The 16,738-nt window shown below is 70.3% G+C and carries 12 protein-coding genes; 2 read left to right on the top strand and 10 right to left on the bottom strand.

What is annotated here, in order from left to right; translation table 11 throughout:
- Nucleotides 1-927, bottom strand: a complete 927-nt coding sequence (locus tag BLQ50_RS12435; RefSeq protein WP_245701175.1) for a ComEA family DNA-binding protein — start codon at nucleotides 925-927, stop codon at nucleotides 1-3.
- 63 nt (nucleotides 928-990) lie between these two features.
- On the bottom strand, nucleotides 991-1,884 hold the full coding sequence (locus BLQ50_RS12430) for a DegV family protein (RefSeq protein WP_245701173.1): 894 nt from the start codon (nucleotides 1,882-1,884) through the stop codon (nucleotides 991-993).
- A 63-nt stretch (nucleotides 1,885-1,947) separates the two neighbouring features.
- On the opposite strand from BLQ50_RS12430, the gene BLQ50_RS12425 reads away from it, so the two are divergent.
- Nucleotides 1,948-3,849: a helicase HerA-like domain-containing protein gene (locus tag BLQ50_RS12425; protein ID WP_093184100.1), complete on the top strand. Its 1,902-nt coding sequence runs from the start codon at nucleotides 1,948-1,950 to the stop codon at nucleotides 3,847-3,849.
- A gap of 79 nt (nucleotides 3,850-3,928) precedes the next feature.
- On the opposite strand, the gene BLQ50_RS12420 is transcribed toward BLQ50_RS12425, so the two are convergent.
- From BLQ50_RS12420 to ku, 8 genes are all read right to left on the bottom strand, one after another.
- On the bottom strand, nucleotides 3,929-4,828 hold the full coding sequence (locus BLQ50_RS12420) for a hypothetical protein (RefSeq protein ID WP_139185817.1): 900 nt from the start codon (nucleotides 4,826-4,828) through the stop codon (nucleotides 3,929-3,931).
- Between the two features lie 156 nt (nucleotides 4,829-4,984).
- On the bottom strand, nucleotides 4,985-7,912 hold the full coding sequence (leuS, locus tag BLQ50_RS12415; RefSeq protein WP_093184097.1) for a leucine--tRNA ligase: 2,928 nt from the start codon (nucleotides 7,910-7,912) through the stop codon (nucleotides 4,985-4,987).
- A 73-nt stretch (nucleotides 7,913-7,985) separates the two neighbouring features.
- Complete coding sequence (locus BLQ50_RS12410; protein WP_093184095.1) at nucleotides 7,986-8,726, bottom strand: vitamin K epoxide reductase family protein; 741 nt, start codon at nucleotides 8,724-8,726, stop codon at nucleotides 7,986-7,988.
- Nucleotides 8,727-8,778: 52 nt separating this feature from the next.
- Nucleotides 8,779-9,987 (bottom strand): MFS transporter, encoded by a 1,209-nt coding sequence (locus tag BLQ50_RS12405; RefSeq protein WP_175559119.1) that lies wholly within the window; start codon nucleotides 9,985-9,987, stop codon nucleotides 8,779-8,781.
- Complete coding sequence (locus BLQ50_RS12400) at nucleotides 9,984-10,676, bottom strand: metal-dependent transcriptional regulator (protein WP_093184092.1); 693 nt, start codon at nucleotides 10,674-10,676, stop codon at nucleotides 9,984-9,986. Before BLQ50_RS12400 ends, BLQ50_RS12405 begins: the two co-directional genes overlap by 4 nt.
- A gap of 101 nt (nucleotides 10,677-10,777) precedes the next feature.
- Nucleotides 10,778-12,643, bottom strand: a complete 1,866-nt coding sequence (locus BLQ50_RS12395; protein ID WP_093184091.1) for a metallophosphoesterase family protein — start codon at nucleotides 12,641-12,643, stop codon at nucleotides 10,778-10,780.
- Nucleotides 12,643-12,969, bottom strand: coding sequence for a histone-like nucleoid-structuring protein Lsr2 (locus BLQ50_RS12390; protein WP_217629168.1), 327 nt, complete (start codon nucleotides 12,967-12,969; stop codon nucleotides 12,643-12,645). The genes BLQ50_RS12395 and BLQ50_RS12390 overlap by 1 nt, the downstream gene beginning before the upstream one ends.
- A gap of 54 nt (nucleotides 12,970-13,023) precedes the next feature.
- Nucleotides 13,024-13,824, bottom strand: a complete 801-nt coding sequence (ku, locus tag BLQ50_RS12385; RefSeq protein ID WP_093184089.1) for a non-homologous end joining protein Ku — start codon at nucleotides 13,822-13,824, stop codon at nucleotides 13,024-13,026.
- A gap of 85 nt (nucleotides 13,825-13,909) precedes the next feature.
- On the opposite strand from ku, the gene ligD reads away from it, so the two are divergent.
- On the top strand, nucleotides 13,910-16,612 hold the full coding sequence (gene ligD, locus BLQ50_RS12380; protein ID WP_245701172.1) for a non-homologous end-joining DNA ligase: 2,703 nt from the start codon (nucleotides 13,910-13,912) through the stop codon (nucleotides 16,610-16,612).
- Nucleotides 16,613-16,738: the final 126 nt, after the last annotated feature.

The raw sequence follows: 16,738 nt of genomic DNA, 5'->3' as shown, positions 1-16,738 counted from the left end.
TCAGACCGTGACCAGGTCACGGATCTTGGACAGCACGGCCGGGCCGATCCCGGACACCTCGAGCAGGTCGTCGATCGCACCGAAGCCGCCGTTCTGCTCACGCCAGGCGACGATCCGTCCGGCGAGCGCGGGTCCGATCCCCGGGAGCGCGTCGAGGGCGACGGCGTCGGCGGTGTTGAGGTTGATCGCCGCGGTGCCCTGCGCTGCACCGGGTGCGGCGCCGACCGTGGGCTGGGCGGCGGCCGGCTGCCCCGCAGCGACGGGGACCTGTTCCCCCGGCGCGGGGACGTAGATCTGCTCGCCGTCGACGACCGGCCGAGCGAGGTTGACCGCCCCAGGGTCGGCCCCCGCGGTAAGCCCGCCCGCCGCGGTGATCGCGTCGATGACCCGTGATCCCGGGGCGACCTCGACCACACCGGGGCTGTTGACCTGGCCGACGACGTGGACCGCGAGGACAACCAGCGCGGCGCCGGCGGGCGGGTCCGTGGTCTGCGGATCTGCGGTCGTCTCCTTGCCGGACGCCTGCCCGCCGGACGCCGACCCTGGGTCGGTGCCCTCCGCGCCAGGTCCGGTGGCCGCACCCGCTGACCCGGGGTCGACCTGTGCGAGCGACATCGGTGTGCCCGACGTCCGCGCGAGGTCTCTGACCACGACCACGCCGGTGACGAGGGCGACCGCTAGGGACGCGATCACCGCCGTGCGGACACCGACCGACCACCGGCGGCGCCGTACCTGCCGGGAGATCAGGCCGTCGTGCTCGAGCGGATGGCCGTGCGCGGCCGTGTACGCGGTCGACACCGACGCCATCAGCCCGGACACCGACGCCAGGCGGTCCGGCGGCGCGCCGGGCGCGGGCGCGAGCTCATCGGGTGGCTCGCCGTCGGACTCGTCGTCGGGCTCGTCCAGGTCTCCGGGGATTCTTCTCACCCTCGGACCCTGGCACGACCCACCGATACGCGATCGAGCCGGGTAGGCCCGGCGGGGACGGGCCTACCCGGTGGTGGGACTGTGGGCGACGTCTTCCGTCGTGATGAGCGCAAGCAGACCCGGTCCCACGTGCGCGCCGAGGACCGCGCTGACCGGTGTGATGAGCACCTCGCGCCCGGTCGCCTCTGTGATCTGGGCGGCGCATGCCCGGACCGCAGCGTCGTCACCCAGGTAGTGCATGGCGAAGCGGACGTCGTCGCTGCGCCGGGCCGCGCTGATCCCGGACTCGACGAGCCGGGCGGCCATCGCCGCGCGCGTGCGGATCTTGTGCACCACCTCGACCCGGCCGCCCCGCACGCCGAGGACCGGGCGCAGGCCCAGGGCCGTGCCGACAGCGGCCGCCGCCGCGCTGAGCCGTCCGCCGCGCCGCAGGTGGTCGAGGGAGTCCACGACAAAGACCGCCTGCGACGACGTCGCCGTCGTCATGGCCGCCCGGGCCACCACGGCGCTCGAGGCCCCCTGCGCCGCCACGCGTGCCGCGGCGAGCACCGCGAATCCGAGGCCCATCGCGACCGTGCGCGAGTCCACCACCTCGACCGGGACCGGGCTGGTCCGGGCAGCGAGCGCCGCGGCGTGCACAGTCCCGGACAGCGCCCCGGACAGGTGGATCGAGACGATGTGCTTCGCACCGGCTGCGGCGGCCTGGCGGTATGCCTCGGCGAAGGCGTGCGCGGTGGGCTGGGAGGTGGTGAGCACCGCGTGGCGGTCCAGGGCGGCGGTGAGGTCGTCCGTCGTAAGGTCGACGCCTTCCTGATAAGCAGTGCCGTCGATCACGACCTGGAGCGCGACGATCCGGATCCCCCAGCGCTCGGCGAGGTCGGGCGGCAGCGAGGCCGTGGAGTCCGTGACGACATGGATGTCCCACGTCGGGGCACGGTTGCTCTGAGCGGGACTCACCGGACCACCCTAGGCGGCGCGGGGGGTCGGGCGCGCACGTCACACGCGCCCTAAGATCCGATCATGGCCGACGACGCTCTCTCCCCCAGCCCCGCTCCCGACCTCGCGGCCCTGCGCGCCGCGGCAGCCCAGGCGGCCGCCGACGCCGCCGACGCACGGGCGGTCGCTGCTCAGGCCGCCCTCGACGCCGCCCTCGCGGCCGCGGGGCAGGTCGCCGCACCGGCATCTGCACCGGCATCCGCTCCGGCACCCACCCAGCCCGAACCGCTCCCCGAGTCCCCAATCCCACCCGAGACCGGCACCCTGTCCGAGTACGCCGCCCAGGTCGCCGCGGCCTACGCCGCGCCAGGCGGGGCGCTTGCCCTGGGTGCGCTGCTCGAGGGTGAGATCGGCGGGGAGCCTGTCGCGGCGTCGGGCGCGCAGGTGGGGTTTGCGCTGTCCATGCTCAACCGGCACGGGCTGGTGGCCGGGGCCACCGGGACCGGCAAGACGAAGACGCTCCAGGGCATGGCCGAGGGGCTCTCCGGCGCCGGGGTGCCCGTCTTCCTGGCCGACGTCAAGGGCGACCTGTCCGGGCTGGCCGTGCCGGGGGCCAGCGGCGAGAAGATCCTCGAGCGGTCCCACAGCATCGGCCAGGACTGGGAGCCGACCGCCTACCCGGTCGAGTACTACTCGCTGGGCGGGCTGGGCACGGGCGTGCCGATCCGCACGACCGTCTCCGACTTCGGTCCGATGCTGCTCTCCAAGGTGCTCGAGCTCAACCCCACGCAGGAGTCGAGCCTCGGGCTCGTCTTCCACTGGGCGGACACGCAGGGCCTGGCCCTGCTCGATCTCAAGGACCTGCAGTCCGTCATCGCCTACCTCACGTCCGACGAGGGCAAGGCTCAGCTCAAGGGGATCGGCGGGCTGTCGGCCGCGACCGCCGGGGTGATCCTGCGGGAGATCATCACGCTGCAGGCGCAGGGCGCGGACGTGTTCTTCGGGGAGCCGGCCTTCGCGTCGTCGGACCTGCTGCGGCTGGCGGCTGACGGCCGCGGCGTGGTCTCCGCACTAGAGCTGCCCGCGGTCGCCGACCGGCCCGCGCTGTTCTCGACCTTCCTCATGTGGCTGCTCGCGGACCTGTTCCAAGACCTGCCCGAGGTGGGCGACCTCGACAAGCCCAAGCTTGTGTTCTTCTTCGACGAGGCGCACCTGCTGTTCCGCGGCGCGTCGAAGGACTTCACCAACCAGGTGGTGCAGACCGTGCGGCTGATCCGGTCCAAGGGGGTCGGGATCTTCTTCATCACGCAGAGCCCCAAGGACGTGCCCGCGGACGTGCTCGCCCAGCTCGGCAACCGGGTCCAGCACGCGCTGCGCGCCTACACCCCCGACGACGCCGCGGCACTCAAGGCCGCGGTGCGCACCTTCCCGACGTCGCCCTACGACCTGGAGCAGCTGCTGCAGTCGCTGAGCACGGGCGAAGCCGTCGTCACGGTCCTCACCGAGAAGGGCGCGCCGACGCCGGTCGCCTGGACCCGGGTGCGGGCTCCGCAGTCGTCGATGGACCCCGCCCCCGAGGCGACCATGAATGAAGTCATCGCTGCGTCGCCGTCGCTGGCGCGGTACGGCACACCGGTCGACAACCAGAGCGCATACGAGCTGCTCACCGCCCGGGTCGCGGCGTCGGCGTCGCAGGCGGCCGCAGACCAGGCCGCCGCCCAGCAGGCCCAGGCCGACGCCGCGACGGCCAAGGAGGCCGCGAAGGTCCGCGCAGCGGCCGACAAGGAGGCGGCCAAGCACGCCGACGAGCTCGCCAAGATGCAGGCCAAGCTCGAGCGCGACGCCGCCCGTCCGCCCGCGAGGACGGCCACCTCCCGCCGCTCGACCGGCGGCGCCCAGGGCGGCCTGGACTCCCTCCTCAAGTCCGCCGGCTCAGCCCTGGGCCGAGAGATCACCAGATCCATCTTCGGCACCCGCCGCCGCTAACCCACCCCGCCCCGCCCCCTTCGCTGAGTGTACGAAAATGCGCGTGTCGCACCGGCGTGTCGCGTACAAGATCGTGCACTCAGCGGAAGGTGAGGTGGCGGCGGGCAACTCGGGCAGCGCGAACTCGGCGGAGGAAGCGGTCGGGATGACGGAGGACATCATCTGCCGTGGCGGTGATGATCAACCAGCCGTCGTCCTCGAGACGCTGGCGGCGCTCGACGTCACGGCGCCAGGTGGCAGGGTCGGTACGGTGCACGTCTCCGTCGTACTCGATGGCGATCTTGAGGTCCCGATACTGCATGTCCGGCAACGCCAGGAACGCACCACTGCTCGAATGGACAGGCTGATTGACCTCCGGGCACGGCAGCCCTGCGGTGATCAGCAACAGCCGAGCCCGAGTTTCCATACTTAAGTCGGTTCCTGGGCGCACCAAGTCGACGGCTGACCGGCATGTAGCGAGGCCACGCATCTTGTGGGTCGCCTCGGTCCGCACGAGAAGGGCCTCGCTCGTCGTCACTGGATCCTTTCGGCGCAGCATCGCGTCGCCGAGCACAACCAGGTCGTCGATCAGCATCCCGTGTGACAACTGCAGCCAGGTCTGGGCTGCCGATGTGACACGCAGCCCGTCGACAACACACACCTCGGGCCGAAGCTGCGTGCATATGTGAGCGACGACACCGGTCCGAGGACGACGGAAGTCCCGCCTGGGAACGACGACGTGGATGCGCCGGTCCCGCTCGAGACGCCACGGAATCTCGACCCCGAGCAAGCGCAAGGCAGTCACATGGCTGAATGCTGCGACGTCGGGCAGGAACTGTTGCGCAGCGGCGCACTCCTCTGCGAGACCGAGATCGACCCCGGCCGGCACCCTCACGCCTTGAAACGGCTTGGCAAACAACCGACTGTCGAGCACGCGTCGAGACACACCCCGCGCGAGGGCATCCCGACTCAGGAACGGGCCACCTTCAGGAACATCCATCCCCAGATCCTGTGCCTCCCCGATCCACCCCGGGAGACCTGCCCCACCTGCTGTGGACAACCTCCGCTGAGTGCACGATCTTGTACGCGACACGCCGGGGCGACACGCGCATTTTCGTACACTCAGCGGAAGGGGGCGGGCTGGTGGGGGGTGGGGCTAGATGACGACGTTTACTAGCTTGGGGGCTTTGACGATGAGCTTGCGGATGGGGGCGCCGTCGAGGAAGCGGAGGAGGGTGGGGTCGGCCAGGGCGGCCGCTTCCAGGGCCTCCGCCGTGATGTCGGGGGCGACCTCCAGGCGGGAGCGGACCTTGCCCTGGACCTGGATGATGCACGTCACGGTGTCTTCGACGAGGTACTGCTCGTCGGCGACCGGGAACGGCGCGTGAGCCAGGGACTCCTCGTAGCCCAGGCGCTCCCACAGCTCCTCGGCGATGTGCGGGGCCACCGGGGCGGTCATCAGCACGATCGCCTCCGCCGCCTCGCGGGGCACCACGGGCAGGCTGGTGAGGTGGTTGTTGAGGGTGATGAGCTTCGCGATCGCCGTGTTGGCGCGCATGTTCTCCATCTCCACGCGCACGTCGACGATCGCCCGGTGCACATGGCGCAGGGTCTCGACCGAAGCCGGCTCGTCGGAGACGTTGAGCTCCCCCGTGTCCTCGCTGAGCACGTTGCGCCACAGCCGCTGCAGGAAGCGCTGCGAGCCGACGACCGCGCGGGTGTCCCACGGGCGGGACACGTCGAGGGGGCCCATCGACATCTCGTACACCCGGAAGGTGTCCGCGCCGTAGGCCTCGTACATCTCGTCCGGGGTCACGACGTTCTTGAGCGACTTGCCCATCTTGCCGTACTCGCGGTTGACGACCTCGCCCTTCCACAGGTACATGGCCGAGCCGTCGCCGGCGAGGATCTCCTCGACCTCCTCCGCGGGGACGTACTGCCCGCGGGAGTCGGTGTAGGCGTAGGCCTGGACGTAGCCCTGGTTGAAGAGCTTGTGGAACGGCTCGACGCTCGAGACGTAGCCCAGGTCGAAGAGCACCTTGTGCCAGAACCGCGCGTAGAGCAGGTGCAGCACCGCGTGCTCGACGCCGCCCACGTACAGGTCCACGCCGCCGGCCGCGCCGGAGGTCTCGTTGTGGTTCGGGCCCATCCAGTACTCATCAAGTTCTGGCGAGACCGGCACGAGCGCCTCGGGGCCGTTGTTGAAGGGGTCCAGGTAGCGCAGGTAGTACCAGCACGACCCGGCCCAGTTGGGCATCGTGTTCGTGTCGCGGCGGTAGGTGCGCGGCCCGTCGCCGAGGTCGAGGGTGACGTTGACCCAGTCCTCGTTGCGGCCCAGCGGCGGCTCCGGGGAAGACTGGGCGTCGTCCGAGGCAAAGGTGCGCGGGGAGTAGTCGGGGACGTCGGGCAGGTCGACCGGCAGCATCTCCTTCGGCAGCGCGATCGGCTGGTCGTCGTCGCCGTAGACGATCGGGAACGGCTCGCCCCAGTAGCGCTGTCGGCTGAACAGCCAGTCGCGCAGGCGGTAGGTGACCGTGGCGGAGCCGAAGCCCTTCGCCTCGAGCCAGGCGGTGATGATGGCCTTGGCCTCGGTGACGCTCAGCCCGTCCAGGCTGACGTCGTCGTTGGCTGAGGCCACGATCGCGCCGTCGCCGGTGTACGCCCCGCCCTCGAAGCCCTCGGGCACGGCGACCGTGTAGATCACGGGCAGCTCGAAGGCCTCGGCGAAGGCGAAGTCACGCGCGTCTCCGCCCGGGACGGCCATGATCGCGCCGGTCCCGTAGCCCATGAGGACGTAGTCCGCGGTGAACACGGGGATCGCCATGCCGTTGACCGGGTTCGTGGCCAGGTGACCGGTGAACACACCGGTCTTCTTCCCGGCGTCGGCCTGCCGCTCGACGGCCGTCTTCGCAGCGGCGCCGGCGCGGTAGGCGGCGACGGCCTCGATCGGGCTCGCGTGCTCACCGGTCCACGCGGCACGGGTGCCGTCCGGCCAGGCCGCGGGGACCTCGTCGAGGAGGGGGTGCTCCGGGGCGACGACCATGAAGGTCGCCCCGAACAGGGTGTCCGGACGCGTCGTGAACACCGTCACCGGCGAGGCGCCGGTCACGTCGAAGGTGACGTGCGCACCCTCGGAGCGCCCGATCCAGTTCCGCTGCATGGCCTTGACCTTGTCCGGCCAGTCGATGAGCTCGAGGTCGTCGGCCAGGCGGTCGGCGTAGGCGGTGATCCGCATGTTCCACTGGCGCAGGTTGCGCTGGAAGACGGGGAAGTTGCCGCGCTCGGAGCGTCCCTCGGAGGTGACCTCCTCGTTCGCGAGCACGGTCCCCAGGCCCGGGCACCAGTTGACCGGGGAGTTGGAGACGTAGGCCAGGCGCTGGTCGTTGACGACCGTGCGCTGCTCGAGGGCGGACAGCTCCGTCCACGGGCGCCCGTCCGGGGTCGCCCGGGTGCCCGCGGCGTAGGCGGCCTCGAGCTCGGCGATCGGACGGGCCCGGCCGGCGCCACCACCGGCGCGTTCGGCGTCGGCGTCGTACCAGGAGTTGAAGACCTGCAGGAAGATCCACTGCGTCCAGCGCACGTACTCCGAGTCGGTCGTCGCGAAGGTGCGGCGCTCGTCGTGGGCCAGGCCCAGGCGGCGCAGCTGGCGGCGCATGTTGGTGATGTTCGCCTCGGTCGTGGCGCGCGGGTGCTGCCCGGTCTGGACCGCGTACTGCTCGGCCGGCAGGCCGAAGGCGTCGAAGCCCAGCGCGTGCAGCACGTTGTCCCCGCACATGCGCCGGAAGCGCCCGACGACGTCGGTCGCGATGTAGCCGAGCGGGTGCCCCACGTGCAGCCCAGCTCCGGAGGGGAAGGGGAACATGTCCATGACGAAGAAGCTCGGGCTCGCTGGGTCGGCGTTGCGGCCCTTGCCGTCCGTCAGCTCACCCGAGGGGTTGGCCGCGTAGAACGTGCCGCGCTCGGCCCAGCGCTGCTGCCACTTGAGCTCGATGTCGGTCGCGAGGGCGGCCGTGTAGCGCAGCGACGGGTCCGCCGGTCCGGTGGGAGCGGCGGTTGGGACGTGGGGGGAAGAGGCATCGGTCACCTGCCCACTTTACCGTGACCTGCTCGATCACCCGATGCGCGGCCCGCAGCGCCGGCCAGAGAGAAGACCTGAGTCAGGACATCCGGATGTGGTCGGCGATCGCCGGTCCCATGACGATGAGCACCCAGGCGACGACGACGGCGTACAGCCCCACCAGCAGCACCACCCGGTTGCGCACGAGAGCCGAGCGCAGGCCGTCAGAGACGGTGATGACGCGCTCCTGGACGGCGTAGACGAGGGTGAACCAGAACAGCGGGATGACCGCGGCCCACACGACCATGCAGTAGGGGCAGAGCTTGCCGAGGACCGAGACAGACGTGTAGATCAGGAAGATCACCAGGCCGAGGGCGGCCACCGTGCCGGCGAAGAGGCACAGCCAGTACCACCGCGGGAGCGTCACACCCAGGAGCAGCACGACGCCGGTCGTCACCACGACCGGGAAGGCCGCAACCCCGATGAAGGGGTTGGGGAAGCCGAGCAGGGCGCCCTGCCAGGACGCCATGGCGTCGGCGCAGTCGAGGAAGATGTTGATCGAACAGCTCGCCACGTGGTTCGGGTTGCTCAGCTTGAGGAACTTCTCGATGGCCAGGGCGATCGAGGCGACAAACCCGACCAGCCCGAACGCGATGAGCAGCCAGCCCATGGCCGGCCCGGACATGTCGCGGTTGGCGACAGGAAGGTCGAGGTCGTCAGGGTCGAGGTCGTCGTCGTGACCGTCGGGGGTCTCGGGCCTCGTGTCGTTCGCGGCGTTCACTGCGTTCTCCCATGTCCGGGTAGGTCCCGCGGTCTCTAGCCCCGCAGTCACGGCTGCCATACCGTAACCGTCAACTCTGACAGTTGCCTGACAGGCTGTCATCTCACGCCACCTACGTCAGCGGCGCCAGCACGCCGTCGGGCACACGGGTGGTCTTGTGCCGCCCGAAGGCCAGCATGCCGGCGAGCCCGACGAGGGTGAGTGCGGCGCCGGTCCACGCGAGGGAGAGGTAGCCCCAGCCCGCCGCGATGACGAGCCCGCCCAGGAATGCGCCGTTGGCGTTCGCGGCGTTGAGTGAGGAGTGGCACAGCGACGCGCCGAGGGACGGCGCGGCCGGGGACAGGTCCATCAGCCGCGACTGCAGCGCGATGCCGAGCACCTGAGAGGTCACGCCGATGCCGACGAGAGCCAGGACTGCCGGGACCGGGCTCTCCCCCACGAGCGCGAAGACCATGAGCGCGACCGCCGTGCTCGCGAAGCCGAGGTAGAGGGTGCCCATGACGTGCATGTCGACGAGCCGCCCGCCGATCAGCACCCCGATCGTCATGCCCACCCCGAAGAGCGCGAGGATGATCGGCACGGTGCCCTCGGACAGCCCGGTCACCTCCATGAGCGTGGGCTTGATGTAGGAGTAGACCGCGAACATCCCGCCGAAGCCGATCGCGCTGCCCGCGAAGGCGATCCACAGCGGGCCGTTGCGCAGCGCGCCGATCTCCCCGCGCACGCTAGCGTTCTGCGGCGCGGGGGTGCGCGGCAGGAGCAGCAGCAGGCTAGCCACCGTGACCAGGCCGAGGGCGCCGATCATGATGAAAGCCGTCCGCCAGCCCAGGGCCTGCCCGGCCCAGGAGGACAACGGCACGCCGATGATGTTGGCGACCGTGAGCCCGGCCATCATCATGGCCACCGCGTAGCCGCGGCGGGACGCGCCGACGACGGCGGTCCCCACGACCGCCCCGACGCCGAAGAACACCCCGTGCGGCAGGCCCGTGATGAACCGACCCAGCAGGAGCAGCTCGAGGTTCGGGGCCGCGGCGGACAGCAGGTTCCCGATCGCGTACGCGGCCATCAGCCACACGATGAGCGCCTTGCGCTCGACCTTGGCCGCCAGGACGGTGATCAGCGGCGCACCGATGACGACGCCGAGGGCGTAGGCGGTGATCGTGTGCCCGGCCGCCGGGATGCTCGCGTCGAGGTCGGTCGCGATGTTGGTGAGCAGCCCCATGGTGGCGAACTCGGTCGTGCCGATCGTGAACCCGCCAAGCGCGAGGGCGAGCAGGGCGGCGCCCGGGTGGGTGCGGGCACTCACTGCACTTCTGCTCACTGGGTGACCACCCACACGGCGTCGGCCGCGCGCAGGCCGAAGTCGATCCGGGTGGTCGCGGCGGGGGCGTCGGCCGGGGCCCACTCCACGCAGATCACCCCGGCGAAGTCGCGGCGTTCGACGACGCGCAGCTGGGCGTCCAGGCCGAACCCGAGGTCGGCGAAGTACCGCAGCACCTCCGCGTCCGCGTCGGAGATCCGGGCCACCGTGCCGTGCGCGCCGGCGTCGAGCACGGCGAGGGTGACCGCGGGCGGCGTCGGGACGGTTCCATCGGGGCTGGGGATGGGGTCACCGTGCGGGTCGCGGTGGGGGTGACCGAGGCGGGCGTCGATCCGGTCGACCATGAGGTCGGAGACGGCGTGCTCGAGCACCTCGGCCTCGTCGTGCACCTCGTCCCAGGTGTACCCGAGCTCGGAGACGAGGAAGGTCTCGATGAGGCGGTGCCGACGCACGATCTTCAGGGCGTGGCCGCGACCCAGGTCGGTCAGCTCGATCGCGCCGTAGCGGGGGTGGGAGAGCAGACCCTGCCCGGTCAGGCGGCGCACGGTCTCCGAGACGGTCGACGCTCCCACACCCAGACGCTCGGCGAGCAGCTTGGTCGTGACCGGTTCGGTCGACCACTCCTGCAGGCTCCAGACCACCTTGAGATAGTCCTGGGCCACGGCGGTCGGCTCGAGTTCGTCGGTCACGGCTCAAGCCTAGGTCACAGGTATGGCCGCCGATCAGCCCGTCCAGGCACACGCGGCGAGGCGCGCGTCACGTTCGACCTGCCGGACCGGCTACCCGTCCGTCACGGCCCGGCCGGGTCGGTGCTGGGCGTGTCCGTGTCCACGGGGGTGTCCGCGGGCGTGTCCGTGACCGTCTCCGGTGCCTGACCTGTGAGCGACTCGACGACCGTGGGGACCAGCGGGAAGGTCATCGGCGCGCCGACCTCGACGCTCCCGTCCGGGTAGACCGCGACGACCCGGTAGTCGAGCATGACCCGGCGCTCGGTGTCGAAGCGGAACACCGTCATCTGGGCCACCCCGTTGAGCGGGCCGATCGTCGCGGCGCCCTCGACCGCGCCGGCGGTCGTCGAGCTCACGTAACGGATGCCCTGACCCACGACCTGCGGGCCGATCCGCACGTGCTTGTGCCCGGAGAGCTGGATCGGGACACACCCGGAGGCCAGCACCGGGTCACCGACCGCGGGGGTGTGGATGAGCAGCAGATCCACGGGATCCTTCGCCTCGCAGGCGACGTCCCGCAGCCGCTCCCCGGCCTGGGTGTATGTCTCTCCCGTGACCGACGTCGAGCCCTGGCCGATGCGGGTCTCGTTGGGGTCAGAGTCGCCGAGGATCCGGATGCCCTCGACCTCGACGACCTTGCCGTCCAGAACCGTCACCCCGGCATCGCGCGCCTGCCCGGACGTGATCGAGCTGTCGTGGTTGCCGTCCGACTGGACCATCGTGGCGCCCTTGGGCACCGCGCCGGCGAAGGAGTCGACGCAGAACCGCTCGACCGCGGTCCCGTTGATCGTGGAGTCGCCGCCATTGAGCACGACCTTCGCCCCGGACAGCGTGGCGAGGTTCTTGATCAGCGGGCTCATGCCGGTGTTGCAATGCAGGTCGGAGACCATGAGCAGGGTGACGATGTCCTTCTCGTCGATCTCGGCGGCCTTCTCCTGCGAAGACTCGTCCTCGCTCGGGCTGGCGGTGTCGTCAGTGGTCGAGCCCTGCTCGCCGGGATCCGTCGTCGCTGCGGAACCGTCGGTCGCTGCGGAGTCGTCCCCGGACCCGGCCCGCTCCGGTGAGTCCGACGCCGCGTTCTCCACGAGCAGGTCGGCGGCGGCGAGATCTTCCTCGGCGCGCAGCTGCCACGCCTCGGTGAGCTTGCTGTTCGCCCCCGCGTAGAAGTTCTCGTTGTCGCGGTAGACGCCGACGAGCTGTCCACCATAGGTCTCGATGACCCCCGAGAGACGACCGGTGATCCGCGCTCCCTCGAGCGCGGTCCCGTCGAAGACCGAGGATGCCTGCGCGCCGACCTCGTAGAGGCTGGTCGTCGCCCGGTTGGTCACCACGGTGCCCCCGACCAGAGCCACGATCGCGACGCCCGCGGTGATCGCCCACGTGCCGCGCGCGAGCGGCACTCCGAGCTCGCGACGTCGGGCAGAACCGAGGGCCAGGTAGCCCACGGCGCTGATCAGCACGACTACTCCCAGTGCGGCGCCCGCCCGGCGCCCGGCATCCTGGATGAGGGCCTTGGCGATGTAGGAGATCGTCGCGGAGGGTCCGGAGAAGAACTGCAGGTAGCTCTGGACGTCGGAGGCCAAGGCGTTGAGCGTCGTCGCGGAGTCGACGGAGGTCAGGTCGTCAGGGATCTCCTCGATCCGGACCGTGGCCCCGAGGCTCGCCGGGAGCGGCGACTCGAGCTGGACGGTCCCGAGCGGGCCGAGGTCGACCGTGATGACCGAGTTGGTGGTCACCTCATATGTCGCGTTGTGCGGGCCGAGGCTGGCCCGGACGGAGGCGGTCGTGACACCGTAGACCGCGCAAGCCAGGACGACGACGAGCCCGACGAGGGTGTAGCGGACCCATCGCGGAGGGACCGGGAGCCCGCCCAGGCGCGTCCAGAGCGCCCGCAGGCCGGCCCACAGCCGGACGCCGAACGCCCTCATCAGTTGCCGGCGGCGCGGTATTGGGCGACCACGTCCGCGGGGATCCGCCCGCGGGCGGGCACTGTGATCTGGTGGGCAGAGGCCCACGCCCGCAGGGCACGCGGGTCGTAGTCGGTGACGACTCGGGTGAAGGTGGCGGACGATCCGAGATCGCTCACCCGACGCGCGCTACCGACCAGCCTCTCGAGGACAGCTCGCAGCTGAGCGCCATGGTCGTCGTTGAGGTCGATCTCGTACGTGATCCCGTCCAGACCGAAGACGATGCTCTCGGTCGCGGGGCCACCGTCGACGTCGTCGAGCAGGATGATCTTGGTCTGGACCGCCACGGAGTATCCCCCAGAGAAAAGTCACAACTCCGGTGAGTTGTCAGCGCCCTGATCCTACGCGTGCCGTCGTGACTTCTCGACGCTGCGCCGCAGAACCTCCATGAGGTCGACGACCTCGGCGTCGCCGCCACGGGTGTCGGGCGGACGCTCGCCGAAGGTGGCCGCGGTGTCGAGGGCGTCGCCCTCCTCGAGCTTCGCCTGGATGAGCACCGTGAGCTGGGCCTGGTAGTCGTCGGTGAACTTCCCGGGCATGAAGTCGCTCTCGAAGCCCTTCACGAGCGCGGCCGCCATCTTCAGCTCCCGGTCACTGATCGTGACCTTCTCCTCCAACGCCGGGAAGGCGGGCTGGCGTACCTCGTCGTCCCAGCGCAGCCCCTGCAGGGTCAGCACGTCACCGCGTACCCGCAGCACGCCGAGCCGCGAGCGCTGGCGGAGGGAGAAGTTGACGACCGCCACCCGGTCGCTCGCCTCGAGGGTGCGCACCAGGAGCTCATAGGCCTTGGTCGAGGTCGAGTCCGGCTCGAGATAGTAGGCGCTCTCGTACATGATCGGGTCGATCTGCTCCCGGGGCACGAACTCGACGACGTCGATCTCCCGGCTGCGCTCGACCGGCAGTGCGGCAAGGTCCTCCGCGGTGAGCACGACGGTGCGCTCGCCGTCGTCGTAGGCCTTGGCGATGTGGGCGTAGTCGATAACCTCACCGCATACCTCGCACCGGCGCTGATAGCGGATCCGGCCGCCATCACCGTCATGCACCTGGTGCAGGCCGACGTCGTGGTCCTCGGTCGCGCTGTAGAGCTTGACCGGCACGTTGACGAGGCCAAAGGTCACTGCACCCTTCCAGATGGCGCGCATGCCTCCATCATCGCCGCGGATGCCGCGCCGCGCACCTGCCCAGATGATGGAGACCTGGCTTGATTCGGTACCGATGGAGGCGGCCATGCCCACGGACAGTGCCCGGGAGATCGTGACGATCGACGGTCACTCGGTCACGCTCACGAACCTCGCCAGGGTGGTCTATCCGCAGACCGGAACCACGAAGGCGGAGGTGCTCGCCTATTTCGCGGCGGTCGCCGGCCCGCTGGTCGTGCACGCGGCGCACCGCCCGGCGACGCGCAAGCGGTGGGTGCACGGCACGGGCGGGCCGGTGTTCTTCCAGAAGAACCTCGAGGACTCCGCCCCGGCCTGGGTGCACCGCCGCGAGATCCAGCACTCCGACCACGTGAACACGTATCCGCTGGTCGACGACCTGGCCACGCTCACGTGGCTCGGGCAGATCGGCGCGTTGGAGATCCACGTGCCGCAGTGGCGCTTCGGGCGGACGGGGGCGCAGCACTTCCCGGACCGGTTGGTCCTCGACCTCGACCCGGGGCCGGGGACCGGTCTCGCCGAGTGCGCGGAGGTCGCGCGGTGGGCCCGGACGATCCTGACCGAGATGGGCATGGACCTCTTCCCCGTCACGAGCGGGTCGAAGGGGATCCACCTGTACGCCACGCTCGACGGGACGCAGAGCTGGGAGGCGGCGAGCGCCGTCGCCCACGAACTGGCGCGGGCGCTCGAGGCAGATCACGGGGACCTCGTGGTCTCGGAGATGAAGAAGTCGCTGCGGGTGGGGAAGGTGCTCGTCGACTGGTCGCAGAACAACCGGAACAAGACGACGATCACGCCGTACTCCCTGCGCGGGCGGGAGCGCCCCACGGTCGCGGCCCCACGCACGTGGGCCGAGCTCGACGACCCGGGGCTCGCGCACCTCGAGGCGGACGAGGTCGTCTCGCGCTTCATGCACGACGGCGACCTGCTGGCCGGGTTGTTGGCCGGCGGGCGGGCTGGGCTCGAGCCAACGCCGGGGCGGCTGGCGACCTTCGAGCAGGGGGCGGACCGGCTCGCGGTGTACCGGTCGCGGCGGGATCCGGGGCGGACGCCAGAGCCGGTGCCGTCTGCGGACGAGCCGGCGATAGCTGGCGGTTCCGAGGCGCCGATCTTTGTCATCCAGGACCACCACGCCCGCGGTCACCACTTCGACTTCCGGCTCGAGCGGGACGGTGTCCTAGTGAGCTGGGCGCTGCCCAAGGGAGAACCAGTCGACCCCTCGACGAACCACCTCGCAGTCCAGACCGAGGACCATCCCCTGGAGTACGCGAACTTCTCTGGGACTATCCCGCGCGGGGAGTACGGCGCCGGCACGGTGAGCATCTGGGACGCGGGGACCTACGAGGTGGAGAAGTGGCGCGAGGGCGAGGAGATCATCGTCGTGGTGCACAGCTCCGGGGTGGGCGGGGTGGACCGTGGGTCTCGGCGGCTGGCGCTGATCCATACCGGGCACGGGGGGCGTGGACGTTCGGAGAACTCGTGGTTGATCCATCGGATGGGTGGGCGTGGGGTGTCGCGGGGCGGGGTGCAGGGTCTTGGTCTTGGCGGAGCTGGCACTCGGGACACTCCTGCGGCGCTCGCGGACGAGCCGACCGCCCTCCCGGCCCGACCGCCCGAGCCGATGCTCGCCACCCCAGGGACCTTCGCCGACCTCGAACGCCTCGAGGACTCCGAGGCCTGGGCCTTCGAGATGAAGTGGGACGGCATCCGGGCCCTCGCAAGCGTGACCGGTGGGATCGTCCGCCTCACGAGCCGCAACGGCATCGACCTGACCGCCACCTACCCCGAACTCGCCGAGCTGTCCGGGTGCGTGGGTGAGGACGTGCTGCTCGACGGCGAGATCGTCGCGCTCAACCGGTCGGGACGGCCGGACTTCGGCCTGCTGCAGAACCGGATGAATCTCACGCGGGAAGCAGAGGTGGCCGCCGCCCGGGCTGAGCAACCCGTCGACTTCATGGCCTTCGACCTGCTGCACCGTGGCTCGCGACGGATGACGACGCTTGGTTACGACGCGCGACGTCGCGCACTCGAGGAGGTGCTCGACGAGCACGGGCGGGTGCACCTGCCTCCGGCCTTCACCTCGGGGGCGCGGGCCGCGATCGAGGCAAGCCTCGCCCTCGGGCTCGAGGGCGTGGTCGCGAAGCGGCGGTCGAGCACGTACCGGCCGGGGCGACGCTCCCCTGCCTGGATCAAGGTCAAGCACGTGCAGACCCGGGAGGTCGTCGTCGTGGGGTGGCGCACCGGGAAGGGTTCGCGGGCATCCACGCTCGGCTCGCTCCTGGTCGCGGTTCCGGGTGATGCGGTTCCAAACAATCTACCGCCCGATAATTCGACGTCTCACAATTCACGGCCTCGAGATTCACAGCCTGGCACCATCATCCCCATTGATATCGACAGGAAGGCGCCAGGGATCTCACCGCCGGACAATTCTCCTCCAGACGATCCGACGCCCCATATCTCCGTGCCCGACGACGCCGCGCCCAGCCAGTCAGCGCGGCTGCGCTATGCGGGTCGTGTGGGCACGGGATTTACCGACAAGACCCTGACCCGGCTCCGTTGCGAGCTCGACCTGATCCCGCACGACACGGCCCCTCTTGACGACGTCCCCGATGCCGACCGCATCGACGCACACTGGGTAGTCCCCGATCACGTCGGCGAGGTGAGCTTCGCCGGGTGGACCGGTGCCGGGCGACTGCGTCATCCCGTCTGGCTCGGCTGGCGCCCGGACAAGTCACCCACCGAGGTGACGATCGAGGCAGATGAATCTCATTGAAGTTCGAGCCATACATTCGATGCATTACCTCAACTCAATACCCCAAACTCTTGCCGAACAGACGTTCTTTCGATAGAATTGGCAGATAGGCAATCGGGTGCTTTCGACAGGGCGGGAGGTGCGTCA

It is taken from the genome of Sanguibacter gelidistatuariae (assembly GCF_900096585.1).
Lineage (GTDB): Bacteria > Actinomycetota > Actinomycetes > Actinomycetales > Cellulomonadaceae > Sanguibacter > Sanguibacter gelidistatuariae.
This window is presented reverse-complemented; position numbering and strand designations above follow the sequence as displayed.